14 protein-coding genes and 2 pseudogenes are annotated in these 14,176 nt (G+C 43.6%); 5 read left to right on the top strand and 11 right to left on the bottom strand.

Annotated elements, in window-relative coordinates; translation table 11 throughout:
• Window positions 1-312: 312 nt before the first annotated feature.
• The 4 genes from OCU56_RS13560 to OCU56_RS13545 form a co-directional block, all read right to left on the bottom strand.
• A complete protein-coding gene (locus OCU56_RS13560) occupies window positions 313-1,170 on the bottom strand; it encodes an amino acid ABC transporter ATP-binding protein (RefSeq protein WP_315973188.1) in 858 nt (285 codons plus the stop codon).
• Entirely contained in the window at window positions 1,163-1,828 is a 666-nt protein-coding gene (locus tag OCU56_RS13555) for an amino acid ABC transporter permease (RefSeq protein ID WP_261875275.1), read from the bottom strand. The genes OCU56_RS13560 and OCU56_RS13555 overlap by 8 nt, the downstream gene beginning before the upstream one ends.
• A 23-nt stretch (window positions 1,829-1,851) precedes the next feature.
• Complete coding sequence (locus OCU56_RS13550; protein WP_261875274.1) at window positions 1,852-2,493, bottom strand: amino acid ABC transporter permease; 642 nt, start codon at window positions 2,491-2,493, stop codon at window positions 1,852-1,854.
• A gap of 129 nt (window positions 2,494-2,622) precedes the next feature.
• Window positions 2,623-3,486, bottom strand: coding sequence for a transporter substrate-binding domain-containing protein (locus tag OCU56_RS13545; protein WP_261875273.1), 864 nt, complete (start codon window positions 3,484-3,486; stop codon window positions 2,623-2,625).
• Between the two features lie 193 nt (window positions 3,487-3,679).
• On the opposite strand from OCU56_RS13545, the gene pdxR reads away from it, so the two are divergent.
• Window positions 3,680-5,170: a MocR-like pyridoxine biosynthesis transcription factor PdxR gene (gene pdxR, locus OCU56_RS13540; RefSeq protein ID WP_261875610.1), complete on the top strand. Its 1,491-nt coding sequence runs from the start codon at window positions 3,680-3,682 to the stop codon at window positions 5,168-5,170.
• A gap of 99 nt (window positions 5,171-5,269) precedes the next feature.
• Here pdxR and OCU56_RS13535 read toward each other — a convergent pair whose 3' ends face one another.
• Window positions 5,270-6,583, bottom strand: coding sequence for an aspartate aminotransferase family protein (locus tag OCU56_RS13535; RefSeq protein ID WP_261875272.1), 1,314 nt, complete (start codon window positions 6,581-6,583; stop codon window positions 5,270-5,272).
• Between the two features lie 211 nt (window positions 6,584-6,794).
• On the opposite strand from OCU56_RS13535, the gene OCU56_RS13530 reads away from it, so the two are divergent.
• The 3 genes from OCU56_RS13530 (at window position 6,795) to aspA (ending at window position 9,975) form a co-directional block, all read left to right on the top strand.
• Window positions 6,795-7,499 (top strand): sulfite exporter TauE/SafE family protein, encoded by a 705-nt coding sequence (locus OCU56_RS13530; RefSeq protein WP_315973193.1) that lies wholly within the window; start codon window positions 6,795-6,797, stop codon window positions 7,497-7,499.
• Between the two features lie 13 nt (window positions 7,500-7,512).
• On the top strand, window positions 7,513-8,265 hold the full coding sequence (locus tag OCU56_RS13525; RefSeq protein ID WP_261875270.1) for an SDR family NAD(P)-dependent oxidoreductase: 753 nt from the start codon (window positions 7,513-7,515) through the stop codon (window positions 8,263-8,265).
• A 258-nt stretch (window positions 8,266-8,523) separates the two neighbouring features.
• Window positions 8,524-9,975, top strand: coding sequence for an aspartate ammonia-lyase (gene aspA, locus OCU56_RS13520; protein WP_261875269.1), 1,452 nt, complete (start codon window positions 8,524-8,526; stop codon window positions 9,973-9,975).
• Window positions 9,976-10,118: 143 nt separating this feature from the next.
• Here the strand turns inward: aspA and OCU56_RS13515 are convergent, their stop codons facing one another.
• Together OCU56_RS13515 and OCU56_RS13510 are read right to left on the bottom strand one after the other, a co-directional pair.
• Window positions 10,119-10,400 carry a type II toxin-antitoxin system RelE/ParE family toxin gene (locus OCU56_RS13515; RefSeq protein WP_261875268.1) on the bottom strand — a complete coding sequence of 94 codons (282 nt, stop codon included), beginning with the start codon at window positions 10,398-10,400 and terminating at the stop codon, window positions 10,119-10,121.
• The gene (locus tag OCU56_RS13510; RefSeq protein ID WP_261875267.1) at window positions 10,390-10,629 is read right to left on the bottom strand and encodes a CopG family ribbon-helix-helix protein; all 240 of its coding nucleotides are present in this window, start codon (window positions 10,627-10,629) and stop codon (window positions 10,390-10,392) included. The genes OCU56_RS13515 and OCU56_RS13510 overlap by 11 nt, the downstream gene beginning before the upstream one ends.
• Before the next feature lie 97 nt (window positions 10,630-10,726).
• On the opposite strand from OCU56_RS13510, the pseudogene tnpC reads away from it, so the two are divergent.
• Window positions 10,727-11,565: pseudogene (gene tnpC, locus OCU56_RS13505) on the top strand (IS66 family transposase); the annotation flags it as partial.
• A gap of 138 nt (window positions 11,566-11,703) precedes the next feature.
• Here tnpC and OCU56_RS13500 read toward each other — a convergent pair.
• From OCU56_RS13500 to OCU56_RS13485, 4 genes and pseudogenes are all read right to left on the bottom strand, one after another.
• Window positions 11,704-12,993, bottom strand: coding sequence for a cytochrome-c peroxidase (locus OCU56_RS13500; RefSeq protein ID WP_261875266.1), 1,290 nt, complete (start codon window positions 12,991-12,993; stop codon window positions 11,704-11,706).
• A 172-nt stretch (window positions 12,994-13,165) separates the two neighbouring features.
• Window positions 13,166-13,363: pseudogene (tnpB, locus tag OCU56_RS13495) on the bottom strand (IS66 family insertion sequence element accessory protein TnpB); the annotation flags it as partial.
• Complete coding sequence (locus OCU56_RS13490; RefSeq protein WP_261875609.1) at window positions 13,315-13,641, bottom strand: IS66 family insertion sequence element accessory protein TnpB; 327 nt, start codon at window positions 13,639-13,641, stop codon at window positions 13,315-13,317. The pseudogene tnpB and the gene OCU56_RS13490, both read right to left, overlap by 49 nt.
• 243 nt (window positions 13,642-13,884) lie before the next feature.
• Entirely contained in the window at window positions 13,885-14,076 is a 192-nt protein-coding gene (locus OCU56_RS13485) for a hypothetical protein (RefSeq protein ID WP_261875265.1), read from the bottom strand.
• Between the last annotated feature and the right edge of the window lie 100 nt (window positions 14,077-14,176).

Raw genomic sequence — 14,176 nt, 5'->3', positions numbered from 1 at the left:
GTGTTTGGCGACGATTATCTGATCATATGTGAGGCCTTTTTTCTTCCTAAATAATAGGTAGCTCTTAATATCCTGTCTATGAAAACTCATTACACTCTTCGATACCTGTTATTACTATGACGCATCATCGCGAAGCCATTTACTCAGGTTAAGATTACGAAACCTCTTTCCCTGAAAGGGTCGTAAAGCACCTTTTATGCTCATTCGTGACACGGTCCAAATATCATAGGGCATGATCTTATAGCGCATGGTTCAACATCTTTTTACCGCTCTTCCAAAAGGCTAGTAGATTGAGCTACTAGCCTCTTTAAACTAATCCAATTTCAAGAACTGCCTAACCCTTGGTGAATCAGGGTTGGTAAAGAATTTCTCTGGTGGATTCTTTTCTATTAAGATGCCCTTTTCAAGAAACACTACCTGGCTTGATACATTTCGCGCAAACTCCATTTCGTGCGTGACCACCACCATGGTATAGCCCTCTTTTGACAGTTTTTGCATCACTAACAGAACCTCATCCACCAGCTCAGGATCAAGCGCTGATGTTGGTTCATCAAACAATAAAACCTCTGGCTCCATCGCAAGAGCACGAGCAATAGCAACACGTTGTTTTTGACCACCAGAGAGCATGCTTGGGTAGCTATCGAGCTTGTGTGACATACCTACTTTTTCTAATTGCTCTTTAGCAATGGCTTCAGCCTCAGTCTTCGACATTTTCTTAACGTGCAATAAGGCTTCCATCACGTTCTTAAGTACAGTGAGGTGTGGCCATAGGTTAAACCCTTGAAAGACCATGCCGATTCGCTCACGCATCTTTGCCAAGTCACGATACTTAAGAGGCTTATTGGTTTGAGGACAAATGCCTATACGTTCATCGCCAAGGTGAATCGTGCCGCGCTCAGGTTGTTCAAGCCAGTTCATACAGCGCAGAAGCGTTGATTTTCCCGAGCCTGAAGAGCCAAGGATGCTCACCACCTCCCCTTTCTTAATGGTTAAATTAATATCTCTTAACACCTCTATGCCATCAAATTGCTTAGATAGGTTCACCACCTTCACGATATCTTCTGCATCACTGACAACGGCTGGTTCAGAGTGTTTAACGGGCAGTTCAACAACGGCCGCAACCTCTTCATAGGATTCAACGGTTTTGGTTTCTAACGTTTGATTAAGCATGGCTTAGCCCTCTTTCCTGAACTTTGTTGAGCGTAATTTTAGTGATCTGTTCAACGACAATACTGATCAGCCAGTACAGTGCGATGGCGACAATAAACGCATTGAGCGGGATAAAATAAGTCGATTGGATGCTATTGGCAGCCGCGGTGATCTCTCCTACCGTGATAATGCACAAGAATGCCGTGTCCTTTAGGCAGATAATCAGTTGATTGGCAATTAAAGGCACAGATTTAAACAGCACATTGGGCACAACTACGCGAGTGAAGATTTTAAACTTAGAAAAGCCACAGGCTTGGGCTGCTTCTATATACCCTGAATCTAATCCCTTTCTAATCCCGCGAAAGATTTCACAAAAATAAGTGCCGTGATAAAGGCTTAATGAAACCAGTCCTGCGGTGAAGGCGTCCATGCGAATGCCCACTTCTGGCAACCCGTAGTACAACAAATAAGCCAAGATCAAAAATGGTAAAGTTCGCATAATATTAATGCTGAGTACCACACCGCCTTTTAGCCACTTAGTGCCATTTTCCAAAACATACAACAGCGCAATACCGAGTAGAAAACTCACTACAGAGGCAATAATAAATAATAGAAAGGTATTGCCAAATCCCGAGATAAATACGTCTTTTTGCTGCCAGATGATTTCCCATTCAGCCATAATTACTCCTTAATGTGATGGTATTAGCTCGCTAGATAGTCGGCTTTGCGTTCGGCTATTTCTTGCAACTTAATCAGCGCACCTATGATGAACATGTACAAGACACCTGCACATAAGATTGGAACTAAAGGCTCGTAAGTCACGGCAGAGATGCGATTGGTTACGCGAGTTAAATCAACAACACCAATGACCGCAATAGCAGGGCTTCCCTTAATCAAAAATGACATTTCATTCACTAGCGCAGGAAGACTCATGATCACCATCTGCGGGAACATGATTCGCCTAAAGTAAGTCAGTCTCTGCATGCCAAGTGCTTCGGCTGCCTCTTTTTGCCCATTAGAGAAGTTAATAAAGGCGTTTCTCCATATCTCGGCATTAAAAGCTGAAGTGTTTAGGGTTAAGCACAAGATGGCAGAAAAGTGTTTGTCGAGATTGATACCGAAAGAGGGAAAAGAGAGAAAGATAAATAATGCTAACGTCACTAACGGAGTGGCTCGCGCCCAACTCACATATATCCCTAATACTTGGTCAATGATGGGTAACTTAGCCATTCGAACAAGGGCAATCACAAGCCCAATAACAACCCCTAACGCAATCGACACCATCGATATCCATGCGGTTGTCCACGCCCCTTGAAGCAATTGCATCCATGCGTAGTAATCCATATACACCTACTTGTCTGCTTGAATAATTAAACGATTTTCGAAAGTAGGACTAAGGCTAAGGTAAGGCAGTGTGTGCTTTATTTGAACCTTGGTCGCTACTGATTGACTGACGTTTTACTGCTTTGTTTTTTACTGCACGGCTGTCAATTTGTGGTATTGCTCAACAGAAACAATCGCTTCCGTAGGTAAGTCGTCAAATGACTCCCCAAACCATTTCTCTTGAAGCTGCGCTAAACGGCCAGTCTCCTTTAGGTGAGCAAAGAACTCGGTTAGGTACGCAAGCAGCTCAGGGTTATCTTTTGGAACAGGCCAGCTGACAAAGCCAGGCCCTGACACGGCTTCGCCTTTCTTAAACACCTTAGATTTAGCTTTGACGACTTCATTAACCGATACAACGCTGTTGATGACATAATCCACTCGGCCATTAGCAAGATCAGCGTAAGCCTCTGGATAAGATTGATACTCAACGATCTTACCTAGGTCTTTACCCTGTGACTCAAGCATTTCTTTAAGCTCAGGAAGCCTTTCTAAAAGAGCACTCCCCGCCTGTAAACCCACGGTTTTACCGTCAAGATCGCCAATCGTATTGGTGCTGTCATCCTTTGCTCTTGCGACGAAATAATGTTGTGCCGAAGCAATAGGTGGCGTGAAATCAAAGGCTTTGAGGCGGGCATCGGTCACAATCGCCCCTGTTAACGCCAAGTCATACTGCCCTGCAGAAACAGAAGCTAATAAACCTGTCCAAGGTAGGATGTCTTGCTTAACCTCAAACTCAGAATAAGCGCGAAGCTCATCTAACAGATCCTTATTAATGCCACTCGCCTTGCCTTGATCAATGAAGTTAAATGGAGAGTAGTTATCTTCTGTTGCCACCTTCAAACCATTGCTAGCAAACGATGGAATCCCATCTGCGAGTGCCAGACTCGACATACCTAGAGTCATCGTTACTGCTGCGACTGCTACCCATTTTCTCAGTTTCATTCCCTGTCTCATAATTCATTCCTTGCTGTAATTTGTGGACACCTTCACTTTAGAGACAGGACAAGGAGGTGAGTTAGATCCAATTTTGTAGACCGATTGGGACAGCCTTGTAAAACAACAAGATAATACTAAAGAGGTAGTCTGGCTTACTTCTTGCACAAGTTAATGAAATACCATGAATAATAACCACAAAGAGGTTGGCTATATGGCAATCAATTACAGCTGTTTCATTGAATTCGATTCGAAAAGAAGCCTACAAGAACAGGTACGGGAATACTTAGTGAAGGCGATACTTGAAGGGGTGTTCTCTGCCGATGAGGCTTTGCCCTCTTGCCGTAAGCTCTCTAGCCAGCTAAAGGTGTCACGTAATACGGTATCTCTAGTCTACGAAGGCTTATCTGATGATGGATACCTAATCAGCAAGCCAAGAAGTGGCTACTATCTATCTGAAAAATATCGATTAAGAATGCAAGAGGTCGAAGATGAGTTGGATCATTTTGAGGCAGATAACCCAGCCAACGCACCAAACTGGGCTAACCGATTAAAGGTGTCTACCGAACGCTTTCCTCGTATTGTTAAGCCATCACATTGGAGTTGCTATCAATATCCCTTCATTTATGGGCAGCCTAGTATTAACGACTTCCCATTATCTCAATGGCGAGAATCGGCACGCAAGGTCATTGCCGACCCGCACGACCATAGTTGGCTTTGTGACAAGGTAGATAAAGACGTTGAATTGCTTGTAGAGCAGATACGCACACGAGTACTACCTCAACGAGGCATCCACGCCAAGAGTGATGAAATACTGATCACTATTGGCTCTCAAAATGCCTTGTACCTCGTGTCACAACTTTTAATGGACAAAAAAACTCGTGTCGGAGTTGAAAACCCGGGCTATAAAGAAGCGAACAATATCTTTGGTTTAGCTGGCGCGCAGCTACACCCGCATGCTGTCGATGAAGATGGCTTGAAGTTGAATGAGCTCTCTTCCATGTGTGATTACTTCTATGTCACCCCTAGCCATCAGGCGCCAACTGGGGTAACCATGAGTAAGGCACGACGTGATGAGCTACTGCAACAGGCGAGAGCCAACGATGGCATCATTATTGAAGATGATTATGACTCGGATAGTAATTCTGAGTGGGCACCTCTACCTGCACTCAAAGCGTTAGATAAAGACAATCGCGTTATCTACGTTAGTAGCTTCTCTAAAATACTTGCTCCCGGATTACGCCTAGGCTACATAGTGGCACCTGAAGAGTTAATCTACGAGCTTCGTACATTACGCCGTCTAATGTATCGTCACCCACCAAGCCGGGTACAGATGGAAATGGCACACTTTATCTCACAAGGGTACTACGACAGCTTTCTTCGTCGCTTTAAAAATAATACTCGTCAGCGCTGGCAAACCATTAATGATGCCGTTGAGCACTACCTTCCTGACTGCGCACGACTGGCAAAGAACAACTACAGCAACGCTTTGTGGCTTGAAACCCCAGATAAAATCAGCAGTCAACGACTTGCCTCTCGAGCCTCATCACACGGTGTGCTAATAGAGACCGGCTACTCTCACTTTATGGACAACCAGCAATCTCATCCAGAAACCAATACCTACTTTAGGCTTGGGTTTCATGCCATAGATAAGGCGCTAATCACCCCAGGAATTGAGCAACTTGCAAGAGTGATACAGGGTTAACCTCACACCGTATTAAGTTTGATTGAATGCGCCAACGCCAAGACAATTGTCTTGGCGTTTTTTTGACTGCTTTTTCTGGGCTAAGGGTTCCAAAAAAGATTAATCAAACTCAGCCAATACTTGACTAATAATTGCCACACCCTGAGCAATTTCATTTGGTTTGATGATCAATGGTGGCGCGACATGAATACGATTGTTCACGATAAAGGTCAGTAGTCCTTTCTCTGCAAATTTAGACTTCATTGATGCAATTTTGCTGTTGCTCAATGGCTCACGGGTAGCTCTGCTTTCAACTAGCTCTAACGCCCAAAACATGCCTTTACCGCGAATATCACCTATGATTTCATGCTTCTCCATCAGTTCAATGAGCGCCGGCCCCAGAACATTATTTCCGACCTCATCGGCATAGCGAACAATGCCTTCTTCTTCCATTGCATCTAGGGTAGCAACAATCGCTGACATCGCTAACGGATGACCTGAATAGGTTAGGCCTCCCATGAAGAAATTACTCTTGAAGTATTCTGAAATCGGTTCGCTGACCACAACGCCACCAGCAGGTACATATCCTGAGTTAACCCCTTTAGCAAAGGTAATAAGATCGGGTACGACATTGAAATGCTCAAACGCGAACCAACGGCCAGTACGACCAAATCCCACCATAACCTCATCAAAGATAAGTTGTATGCCATGCTCTGTGGCAAGTTCTCGTACGCCTTGCAGATAACCCTCAGGTGGCAATAAAAAGCCTGCTGTTCCCGGAATGGTTTCTAGAATAATTGCAGCTATCGCATTGGGTCCTTCACATTCAATGACGCGTTTAAGGTGCTGCAATGCTCGCTCACACTCTTGCTGCTCTGTTTGCGCATTAAACTCGGTGCGATACAGATAGGGATTAAAAAAGTGCACATGCCCGCGGCTGTATTCATTGGGCACACGGCGAAAATCACCAGTAGCCGCAATCGCTGATCCCGTATTACCATGATATGAACGGTAAGCTGAGAGCACTTTGTCTCGACCCGTAAACTGTCTAGCCATACGAATAGCATTCTCATTGGCGTCAGCTCCAGCATTGGTAAAAAACACTTTTTTAAAATTATCAGGGGCTCTATCTAGAATACGCTTCGCCGCTTCGCCGCGAGTCACGTTTGCGGTAGCAGGAGCGATGGTAACTAAAGTTTCTGCTTGAGCCTTGATAGCATCAATCACCTTAGGATGTTGTTGACCAATATTGGTATTGACTAGCTGGCTACTAAAATCAAGGTATTGCTTTCCTTCAAAATCCCACAAACTGCACCCTTGCGCGCTCGCTATCGCGATAGGTGGCGCTGACTCTTGTACAGACCAAGAGTGAAATACATGTTTGTCGAGATCCACGACGTATTGATTTGATATCTCGGGTGCAAATCCATTCATTTAATTTCTCCTATGCGAACTCTAAGTTGTGCTGTTGATGTAGAGGTATCTTGTCGATAAACGTAGGGATAGGCGTAGGGTCAGTTTAAAAAAAACTATGGGTCAGGCGATGTTGTAGCCTCTGCCACAGATAATCTTAAAAACTGGCTCTATAGCGAAATCGAATGCCTGATTACATTGATGTCATCAACGATTGAGAATGGAATTTAAAATGGGATTAGCGGCAGTATTTGTATTCTTTGCCGGAATGATAAGAGGCTACAGTGGCTTTGGCTTTGCCATTATCACAGCTTTGTGTCTCAGCTTTATTTATTCTCCTTTTGAGTCTATTGCTATTGCCCTTACCCTAGATCTCCTGAGTAGCCTTTGCTTACTTCCAGGGATCAAACGACAAATCAATAAACGACTGTTGGCTCTACTCACCGTAGGTATGTTAGGGGCAATCCCTATTTCTCTGTTGTTTATCTCTCAGATTTCTGCCCATCAACTAAAGATGATGATTGCGGGCTTCTCTTTTATTGCGGGTACTTTGATTATGCTGAACCTAAAGGTGTCTTGGCTGAATCAGCGCTATGCATTGCTCGCTGGCGCCATATCAGGGTTTAGTATGACAACAGCCTCAGCAGGAGGACCGCCACTGGTGTTATACCTTTTGAATCTATCCCTAAATGCTCGCGAATTAAGGGCGACTGCCATTATATTTTTTATCTTCAGCTCATTGGCATCGCTAATTGGACTGCTGTATGTGGATGCCATTTCAGCAGAGTCTATCCACTTTAGCTTATTGCTTTTTCCCGCCGCGGTCATTGGCAACATAGTCGGCAAAAAGCTATTTAGCAAATATCCAGACCCATCACCAAGAAAAACAATAGCGCCCATTCTCGTAATGTTGGCACTACTCATCATCGTATTTTAAGAAGGAACTCAGAATGAAAAAAATCGCATTTATCACTGGCGCAACCTCCGGTTTTGGCAAGGCCGCCGCACACAGATTTGCACAAGAAGGATGGTCATTGGTGTTATCTGGTCGTCGTATTGAGCGATTGCTTGATCTGAAAGAAGCACTGTCTGTGCCTGTACACGTCATGCAATTGGACGTTCGTGATGCTGACGCAGTAAAACAGGCGGTAGACGCTCTGCCAGATGAGTTTTCAGCCGTAACTGCTCTCGTTAACAATGCAGGCTTAGCCCTTGCGTCACAAGGTGCTCCAGAGGTTGAGTTAGCCGACTGGCATACCATGATCGATACCAATGTAACAGGTTTAGTCAATGTTACCCATGCTCTATTACCCACCCTCATCAAAACAGGCGCAGGCGCAACCATCATCAATGTGGGCTCAATTGCAGGTCAATGGCCCTACCCTGGAAGCCACGTATATGGGGCGAGCAAGGCATTTGTTAAGCAGTTCAGTTACAACCTAAGATGTGATTTACAAGGTACTGGAGTGCGCGTTACTGATCTCTCGCCAGGCATTGCAGAAACCGAGTTCACGCTAGTACGCACTAAAGGCGATCAAAGTGCTTCTGATAATTTATATCAAGGTACTACTCCACTTAGTGCCGAAGATATTGCAGAGCAGATGTTCTACATTGCGTCACTACCGAATCACATCAACATCAACCGTGTAGAGGTAATGCCAACGCGTCAGGCCTGGTCTCCATTTGCGATTGAGCGCGACTAATATTGTTCGCAATTAAACTTGTAGGCCCTAGTTATCAACCAGCATCGCCTGAACATTTTAAGCATGTGATAAGCCGTTGCTGACTAGGAGCCCTAAAGGCTCACTCACTTTGCTTTTCTATAATATTTACACAAAGGTAACTAAACCGATTACGACGCAATATTTGGCTATATTATGTGAAAATAACAGCTTGGTAAAATCAGGTATAGGGCGTTGTAACTCACTATGTTATCAGAATAATTCTCTAAGGATCCTGTTATGGCTACGCAACCAGAAGCTCACGTTGAAACACCTCAAACTACTCGCCTTGAAGAAGATCTATTAGGTCAACGTTATATTCCAGCCGATGCTTACTACGGCATCCACACTCTGCGCGCAGTTGAAAACTTCAATATCTCAAATGTCACGATCTCAGATGTACCTGAATTCGTTCGCGGTATGGTAATGACTAAGAAAGCGGCGGCTTTAGCAAATAAAGAATTAGGTGTCATTCCTAGCGAAGTGGCTAAATACATCATCGAAGCTTGTGACCTAATTCTAGATACAGGTAAGTGCATGGATCAGTTCCCATCAGACGTTTTCCAAGGTGGGGCTGGTACGTCTGTAAACATGAACGCGAACGAGGTTGTTGCGAACGTAGCACTTGAACTTATGGGCAAAGAAAAAGGCCAATACAAGTTTATCAACCCAAATGACCATGTAAACCGCAGCCAATCGACAAACTGTGCATACCCAACTGGCTTCCGTATCTCTGTTTACAACAGCGTTCGTAAACTGATTGAGGCGATTGAATACCTAAAAGGTGCATTCGAAGTTAAGAGCCAAGAATTCAACACCATTTTGAAAATGGGGCGCACTCAGCTTCAAGACGCCGTTCCAATGACGGTTGGCCAAGAATTCCACGCTTGGGCTGTCACCATCAATGAAGAAATCAAAAACCTAGAATATACCTCAAAACTACTACTTGAAGTAAACCTAGGTGCAACCGCTATCGGTACGGGTCTAAATGCAGCACCGGGTTACCAAGGTCTCGCCGTTAAGCACCTAGCAGAAGTAACCGGCCTCAAGTGTGTTGCGGCTGAAGATTTAATCGAAGCAACCTCTGACTGTGGCGCATACGTAATGACACACGGCGCACTTAAACGTCTCGCGGTGAAACTGTCTAAAATTTGTAACGATTTACGCCTGCTTTCTTCTGGCCCACGTGCAGGCCTTAATGAACTCAACCTTCCTGAACTGCAAGCAGGCTCTTCAATCATGCCAGCTAAGGTAAACCCCGTTGTTCCTGAAGTAGTCAATCAAGTTTGCTTTAAGGTTCTAGGTAACGACAACACAATCTCTTTCGCTGCGGAAGGTGGCCAACTGCAACTGAACGTCATGGAACCTGTTATTGCACAAAGTATGTTTGAGTCTCTAGACATCCTAACAAACGCTTGTGTGAACCTACGCGACAAGTGTGTAGACGGCATTACAGTAAACAAAGAAGTCTGTGAATCACACGTATTCAACTCTATCGGTATCGTCACTTACCTAAATCCATACATTGGCCACCACGAGGGTGACATTATCGGTAAGATCTGTGCAGAGACAGGTAAAAAAGTTCGTGAGGTGGCTCTAGAGCGCGATTTATTAACCGAAGAAGCGCTTGATGACATCTTCTCTGTTGAAAACTTGATGCATCCTCAGTATAAAGCGAAGCGTTACAAATAACGCTAGGAACATATATGGTTCTGTCGTTTGTTTAGCAACGATTATCTGATCATAAATGAAGCCTTTTTCTATCTAAATTTCATTATTTAATAAGAAGTTAGCTCTTAAGATCCTGTCTATGTATTGGCATTAAACTATTACTACTAAAATTCAGGTTGAGACATTCGAGTAGGGAATACTCTTAAAATCTCAATACAGTTATCTTTGACTCGATAAGGTATGAGATATGGATACTTATTTAGGACAAGCTCTCTTGTTCCAAACACTCGGCCTGTGCGCCCCATAGCGGGATTTGTTTTTAGGAGGTTTGTTAAGTCATAGACCTCTTGAACAAATTCACGTGATGATAGTGGGTTGTGTTCGTGTAGATACTCCGCGGACTGCTCTAGATTGACTAAGGCTTTCCTCAGCCACTTAATCTGCATTCACACCCCACTTAGAGAATACATCCTGCACTTCTTCCTTATTGGCAAATTGTCCAGAATCAGCTTCATTCAGAGCGTCTTTGATTTCATTAATCTGCCAAAGCTCACGAACTAGGTAATCTTGAATTGCTTGGTTGGTAATCCATGACTTTGTTCGCCCCGTGGACTCTGCAAGTAGTGTTAGTTTTTGTTCGATATCTTCGGGGATTCTGACTGACATAGATGGCATGGTAAGCCTCCTTGTATTACGTTGATTACATTGTAATACAAATTTTGGTTCTGTCGTAAACTTTGAGGCTTTAAGTTAATATTTGCTTAATTTCTAAGTACTGGAATACGTTCGTCCTAAATATGCTTGTCGTCAGTGCGAGCAAACTGAAGACAACAACCGCATCGTTCAAAAGCCAGCACCGCAGAGCATTATCCCTAAAAGCTTCGCGACAGAAAGTTTATTGGCCAATATCATCCTTGGTAAATACCAATACGCAATGCCACTATATCGCCAAGAATCCTTGTTTACTCAATCGGGAATCGAACTATCGCGAACTACGATGGCAAGATGGGTTATCCAAGTCAGTGAGAAGTTCGTTCCACTTCCTGTTGCCTTCTTGGGGGATTTTAGTGGTTATCTGCAAACCGATGGTTATGGAGCCTATGATGGTCTTCACCAAGTAACCAATGTTGGTTGCTTGGCGCATGCACGGCGTAAGTTCATAGATGCGAAGAAGCTTCAAGGCAAAGGTAAATCAGGCAAAGCGGATAAAGCGCTGGTCAAAATCCAGAAGCTTTATGGGATAGAATCTCGCTTAAAAGGAATGTCTGCCCAGAAACGAAAAGCAGAACGTCAGCAGCATGCCAAGCCGATACTGGATGAGTTGTATGAGTGGATGACGACTCAACAAGTTGTAGGGTCTAGCTCACTGGGTAAAGCGATAAAATACACGCTCGGTCAATGGCCGAAGCTTATTCGCTATATCGATGATGGTCACTTATCGATAGACAATAACCGTGCTGAACGCGCAATTAAACCGCTGGTCATTGGTAGGAAGAACTGGCCAAAGCAAATGGTCTTATCTTGTACGACTATCTGGTCAAATGCATGCAGGAGCTAGCGAAAGCTGAACCTAATATCGATGCACTCCTACCTTGGAACTTCAAACACTAACAATATCGCCCCGAGGGATCATGGGACGCATACGTTGTTGCTAACCAGATACTATAAAGGCTTAGTCTGCGACTAAGCCTTTTGTTTTACCCTATACCCATTAACAGTGAAAATTAGAAATACTGTCACATGCCAATTTTATTGTTCCACGAAAGGATTACTGTATTTTTCATCACTTAACATGCTTTGATCGGTAAGCGTATCGAAGAATGCGATTAATGCTAGCTTCTCTTCATCTGTAAAATCAAATCGAATAGGCTCATCATTACTGCCTAAAAGTGGGCTCAATAAATTTTCATGCTTTTGGATACCGGTACTGTAGTGTTCAATCACCTCATCCAAATTGGCAAACCGGCCATCATGCATATAGGGCGCTCTAACTGAAATATTACGCAAAGATGGGACTTTAAATTTACCTTCATCCTTTCTTAGTTGAGTTGTTTCAGCAACACCTAAATCATCAGTTGATACCAGATCAAGCCCATTATTTGTGGCAATAGTTGTTGCTAATTCCTCATTTTCGAGTGGAACAACGCCAACAAATGCTTCGGATATATGACATCCAGCGCAATTGACCATGTCACCATTTCGAGTCTCTTGCGGTAAGAAAAATAGCGATTTACCTAAATTTTCCTGCTCGGTAAATTGAGGAAAATCTCTTATTGGTGAGCTTACATCTTGCCTTGCAAGATCATACTTTGCCGTAGTACTGACCATGCTCCTGATAAACTGGGCTAAAGCTCGTGAGATTCTGTCACTTGAAATCGTCGAATCGCCAAAGGCATCTTCAAACAATACAGGGTAATAATCCTGATTTCTGACAATCTCTTCTAACTCAGCTAACACTAATCCCATTTCCACAGGATCTTGAAAAGGCATTAACACTTGTTCTTCTAATGAATCCGCCCTTTCATCCCAGAAGAATTTACCTGAAGAGTAAAATGTGGCATTTGTTAACCCCATAGAGTGTCTTCTGGTTTCACCACCTTCAAAACCCACACTTAATACTTTAGGATCGGAAAAGCCATTTTCTTGGATGTGGCAGGAAGCACACGAAACGGTTCCATTAGCCGACAATTTTATATCGTAAAACAACACTCTACCCAACGTTGCTCCCGAATCTGTAGTGAAATTGTGATCCGGCTGATTATCCATATCGATCGCAGCGCGCTGAAACTGAAAGCCCGCTGGAAAATCGTTCACCAAATAATGTTCAGGAAGCTCAATATTGGAGTAATTAAAATGAGTCTCAGGTAAATTGAGTACTGGTGATGGGCTAGCTTCAGGGGGGCTTTCTGGGCTTGTCGGTATTTCAGGATCAACGCCTTCTCCCCCGCTACCACTATCACCCTCACTGTTGCACGCCGTTAAGCATAGCATCGTAAGTAAGATAACTAACGCAGTTTTAGTGCTTCTTGTTGGCATCATTAGCAATAACTTTAATCCATTAATTCATATGCTAGTTTAGCATACCCGAGCGTTTTGCAAACTGACGGCCAAAGGCAAGTTTACGTTGCTCAAGTAGAGATTGACGCGCTTGTTTCCAGTCATTTTTCTCTTTTGCAGGCCACTTATACTTGGCTTTTCCAAGGCGTTTATACCAAAGGGCGAAGCCTGTTTTATCCCAATACAATTCTTTGATTTTATCGCGCTGTTTATTGGTGAACAGGAACAGGAACAGTGCGCCACTTCCTAATAGTAAGTCGGTGTCACTTTCGATAATCGCAGCAAGGGCGTTGATGAACTTTCTCAAATCGACGCTTTCTCCATATAGGGAAATCTCTGAGGCGCTGAGCATACCTTTAATGACAATGCTCCCATGAACTCTGCAAGATAGGCCGCTGGCGTACCTTGCGAAATACTCAGCTCAACAACATTGACGAGAAGAGCCCTATTCGCGGTGGCTATTTGAGCTTGATACTTTGTTCTGTTCACGATGACTTCAGCCCGAACAAAGCCTTGAGATGCGTCAGTCTTATTCAATTGCTGGCGCTTAGCATAAAATGTAGAGGGGTTGCGTTCATTGTGCTTACAAAATGCCAGTCGTGACAATGAACTCGATTCAGATGGCTCGATAAATGTTTGTCATTCTTGCTTGGTACGTCGTTTACTATTTCAAATCTCCTCTTGACTGGAGACTGGATCTTAATATTCGTGCTAGGTGATTAGAATGTGGGATTTATGGAGCGCTTACTCAGTGACTAGCTACTTGCTTGATTCATTAACACAATGACCAAACATTCTATTTAGCTTGTAACATAAAAAAAGCCCTACTTATATAAGTAGAGCTTTCGATAATCTGCAGTAAATGAATACCAACTAGCGCATCATCCCCAAATCTTTTTGCATATGATCAGAAAGATCACGCGCGTAGTAAGTTTTACTTGGCTGCCCTTTGCCGAACAATATGTCGACAAGGTGCATCATCAATCCTTTGAAATCAATAGAATAGCTCTTTGCTTCCTGAGAGCTTGGTACTGCTATGGTGTTAATGTGCATTACTTGCGCCATGAGTGCCTCTTTAGATTCTGTAAGTTTCAATAAGTTATGGGGCAAATATAGGCAATAATTTGTTAACAATAAAACGAAGAATTTTTCATTTTCGCATTAG

The sequence above is a fragment of the Vibrio rarus genome, from assembly GCF_024347075.1.
Classification (GTDB): Bacteria; Pseudomonadota; Gammaproteobacteria; order Enterobacterales; family Vibrionaceae; genus Vibrio; species Vibrio rarus.
Note: the sequence above shows the minus strand (reverse complement) of the source record. Positions and strands in the feature narration are given on the sequence as shown.

Coding starts and splice junctions, on each gene's coding strand:
- OCU56_RS13555 (WP_261875275.1), bottom strand. CDS start 1,828: ATGGCTGAATGGGAAATCATCTGGCAGCAAAAAGACGTATTTATCTCG.
- OCU56_RS13530 (WP_315973193.1), top strand. CDS start 6,795: ATGGGATTAGCGGCAGTATTTGTATTCTTTGCCGGAATGATAAGAGGC.
- OCU56_RS13535 (WP_261875272.1), bottom strand. CDS start 6,583: ATGAATGGATTTGCACCCGAGATATCAAATCAATACGTCGTGGATCTC.
- aspA (WP_261875269.1), top strand. CDS start 8,524: ATGGCTACGCAACCAGAAGCTCACGTTGAAACACCTCAAACTACTCGC.
- OCU56_RS13545 (WP_261875273.1), bottom strand. CDS start 3,486: ATGAGACAGGGAATGAAACTGAGAAAATGGGTAGCAGTCGCAGCAGTA.
- OCU56_RS13525 (WP_261875270.1), top strand. CDS start 7,513: ATGAAAAAAATCGCATTTATCACTGGCGCAACCTCCGGTTTTGGCAAG.
- OCU56_RS13560 (WP_315973188.1), bottom strand. CDS start 1,170: ATGCTTAATCAAACGTTAGAAACCAAAACCGTTGAATCCTATGAAGAG.
- OCU56_RS13500 (WP_261875266.1), bottom strand. CDS start 12,993: ATGATGCCAACAAGAAGCACTAAAACTGCGTTAGTTATCTTACTTACG.
- OCU56_RS13550 (WP_261875274.1), bottom strand. CDS start 2,493: ATGGATTACTACGCATGGATGCAATTGCTTCAAGGGGCGTGGACAACC.
- pdxR (WP_261875610.1), top strand. CDS start 3,680: ATGGCAATCAATTACAGCTGTTTCATTGAATTCGATTCGAAAAGAAGC.
- OCU56_RS13485 (WP_261875265.1), bottom strand. CDS start 14,076: ATGGCGCAAGTAATGCACATTAACACCATAGCAGTACCAAGCTCTCAG.
- OCU56_RS13515 (WP_261875268.1), bottom strand. CDS start 10,400: ATGCAGATTAAGTGGCTGAGGAAAGCCTTAGTCAATCTAGAGCAGTCC.
- OCU56_RS13510 (WP_261875267.1), bottom strand. CDS start 10,629: ATGCCATCTATGTCAGTCAGAATCCCCGAAGATATCGAACAAAAACTA.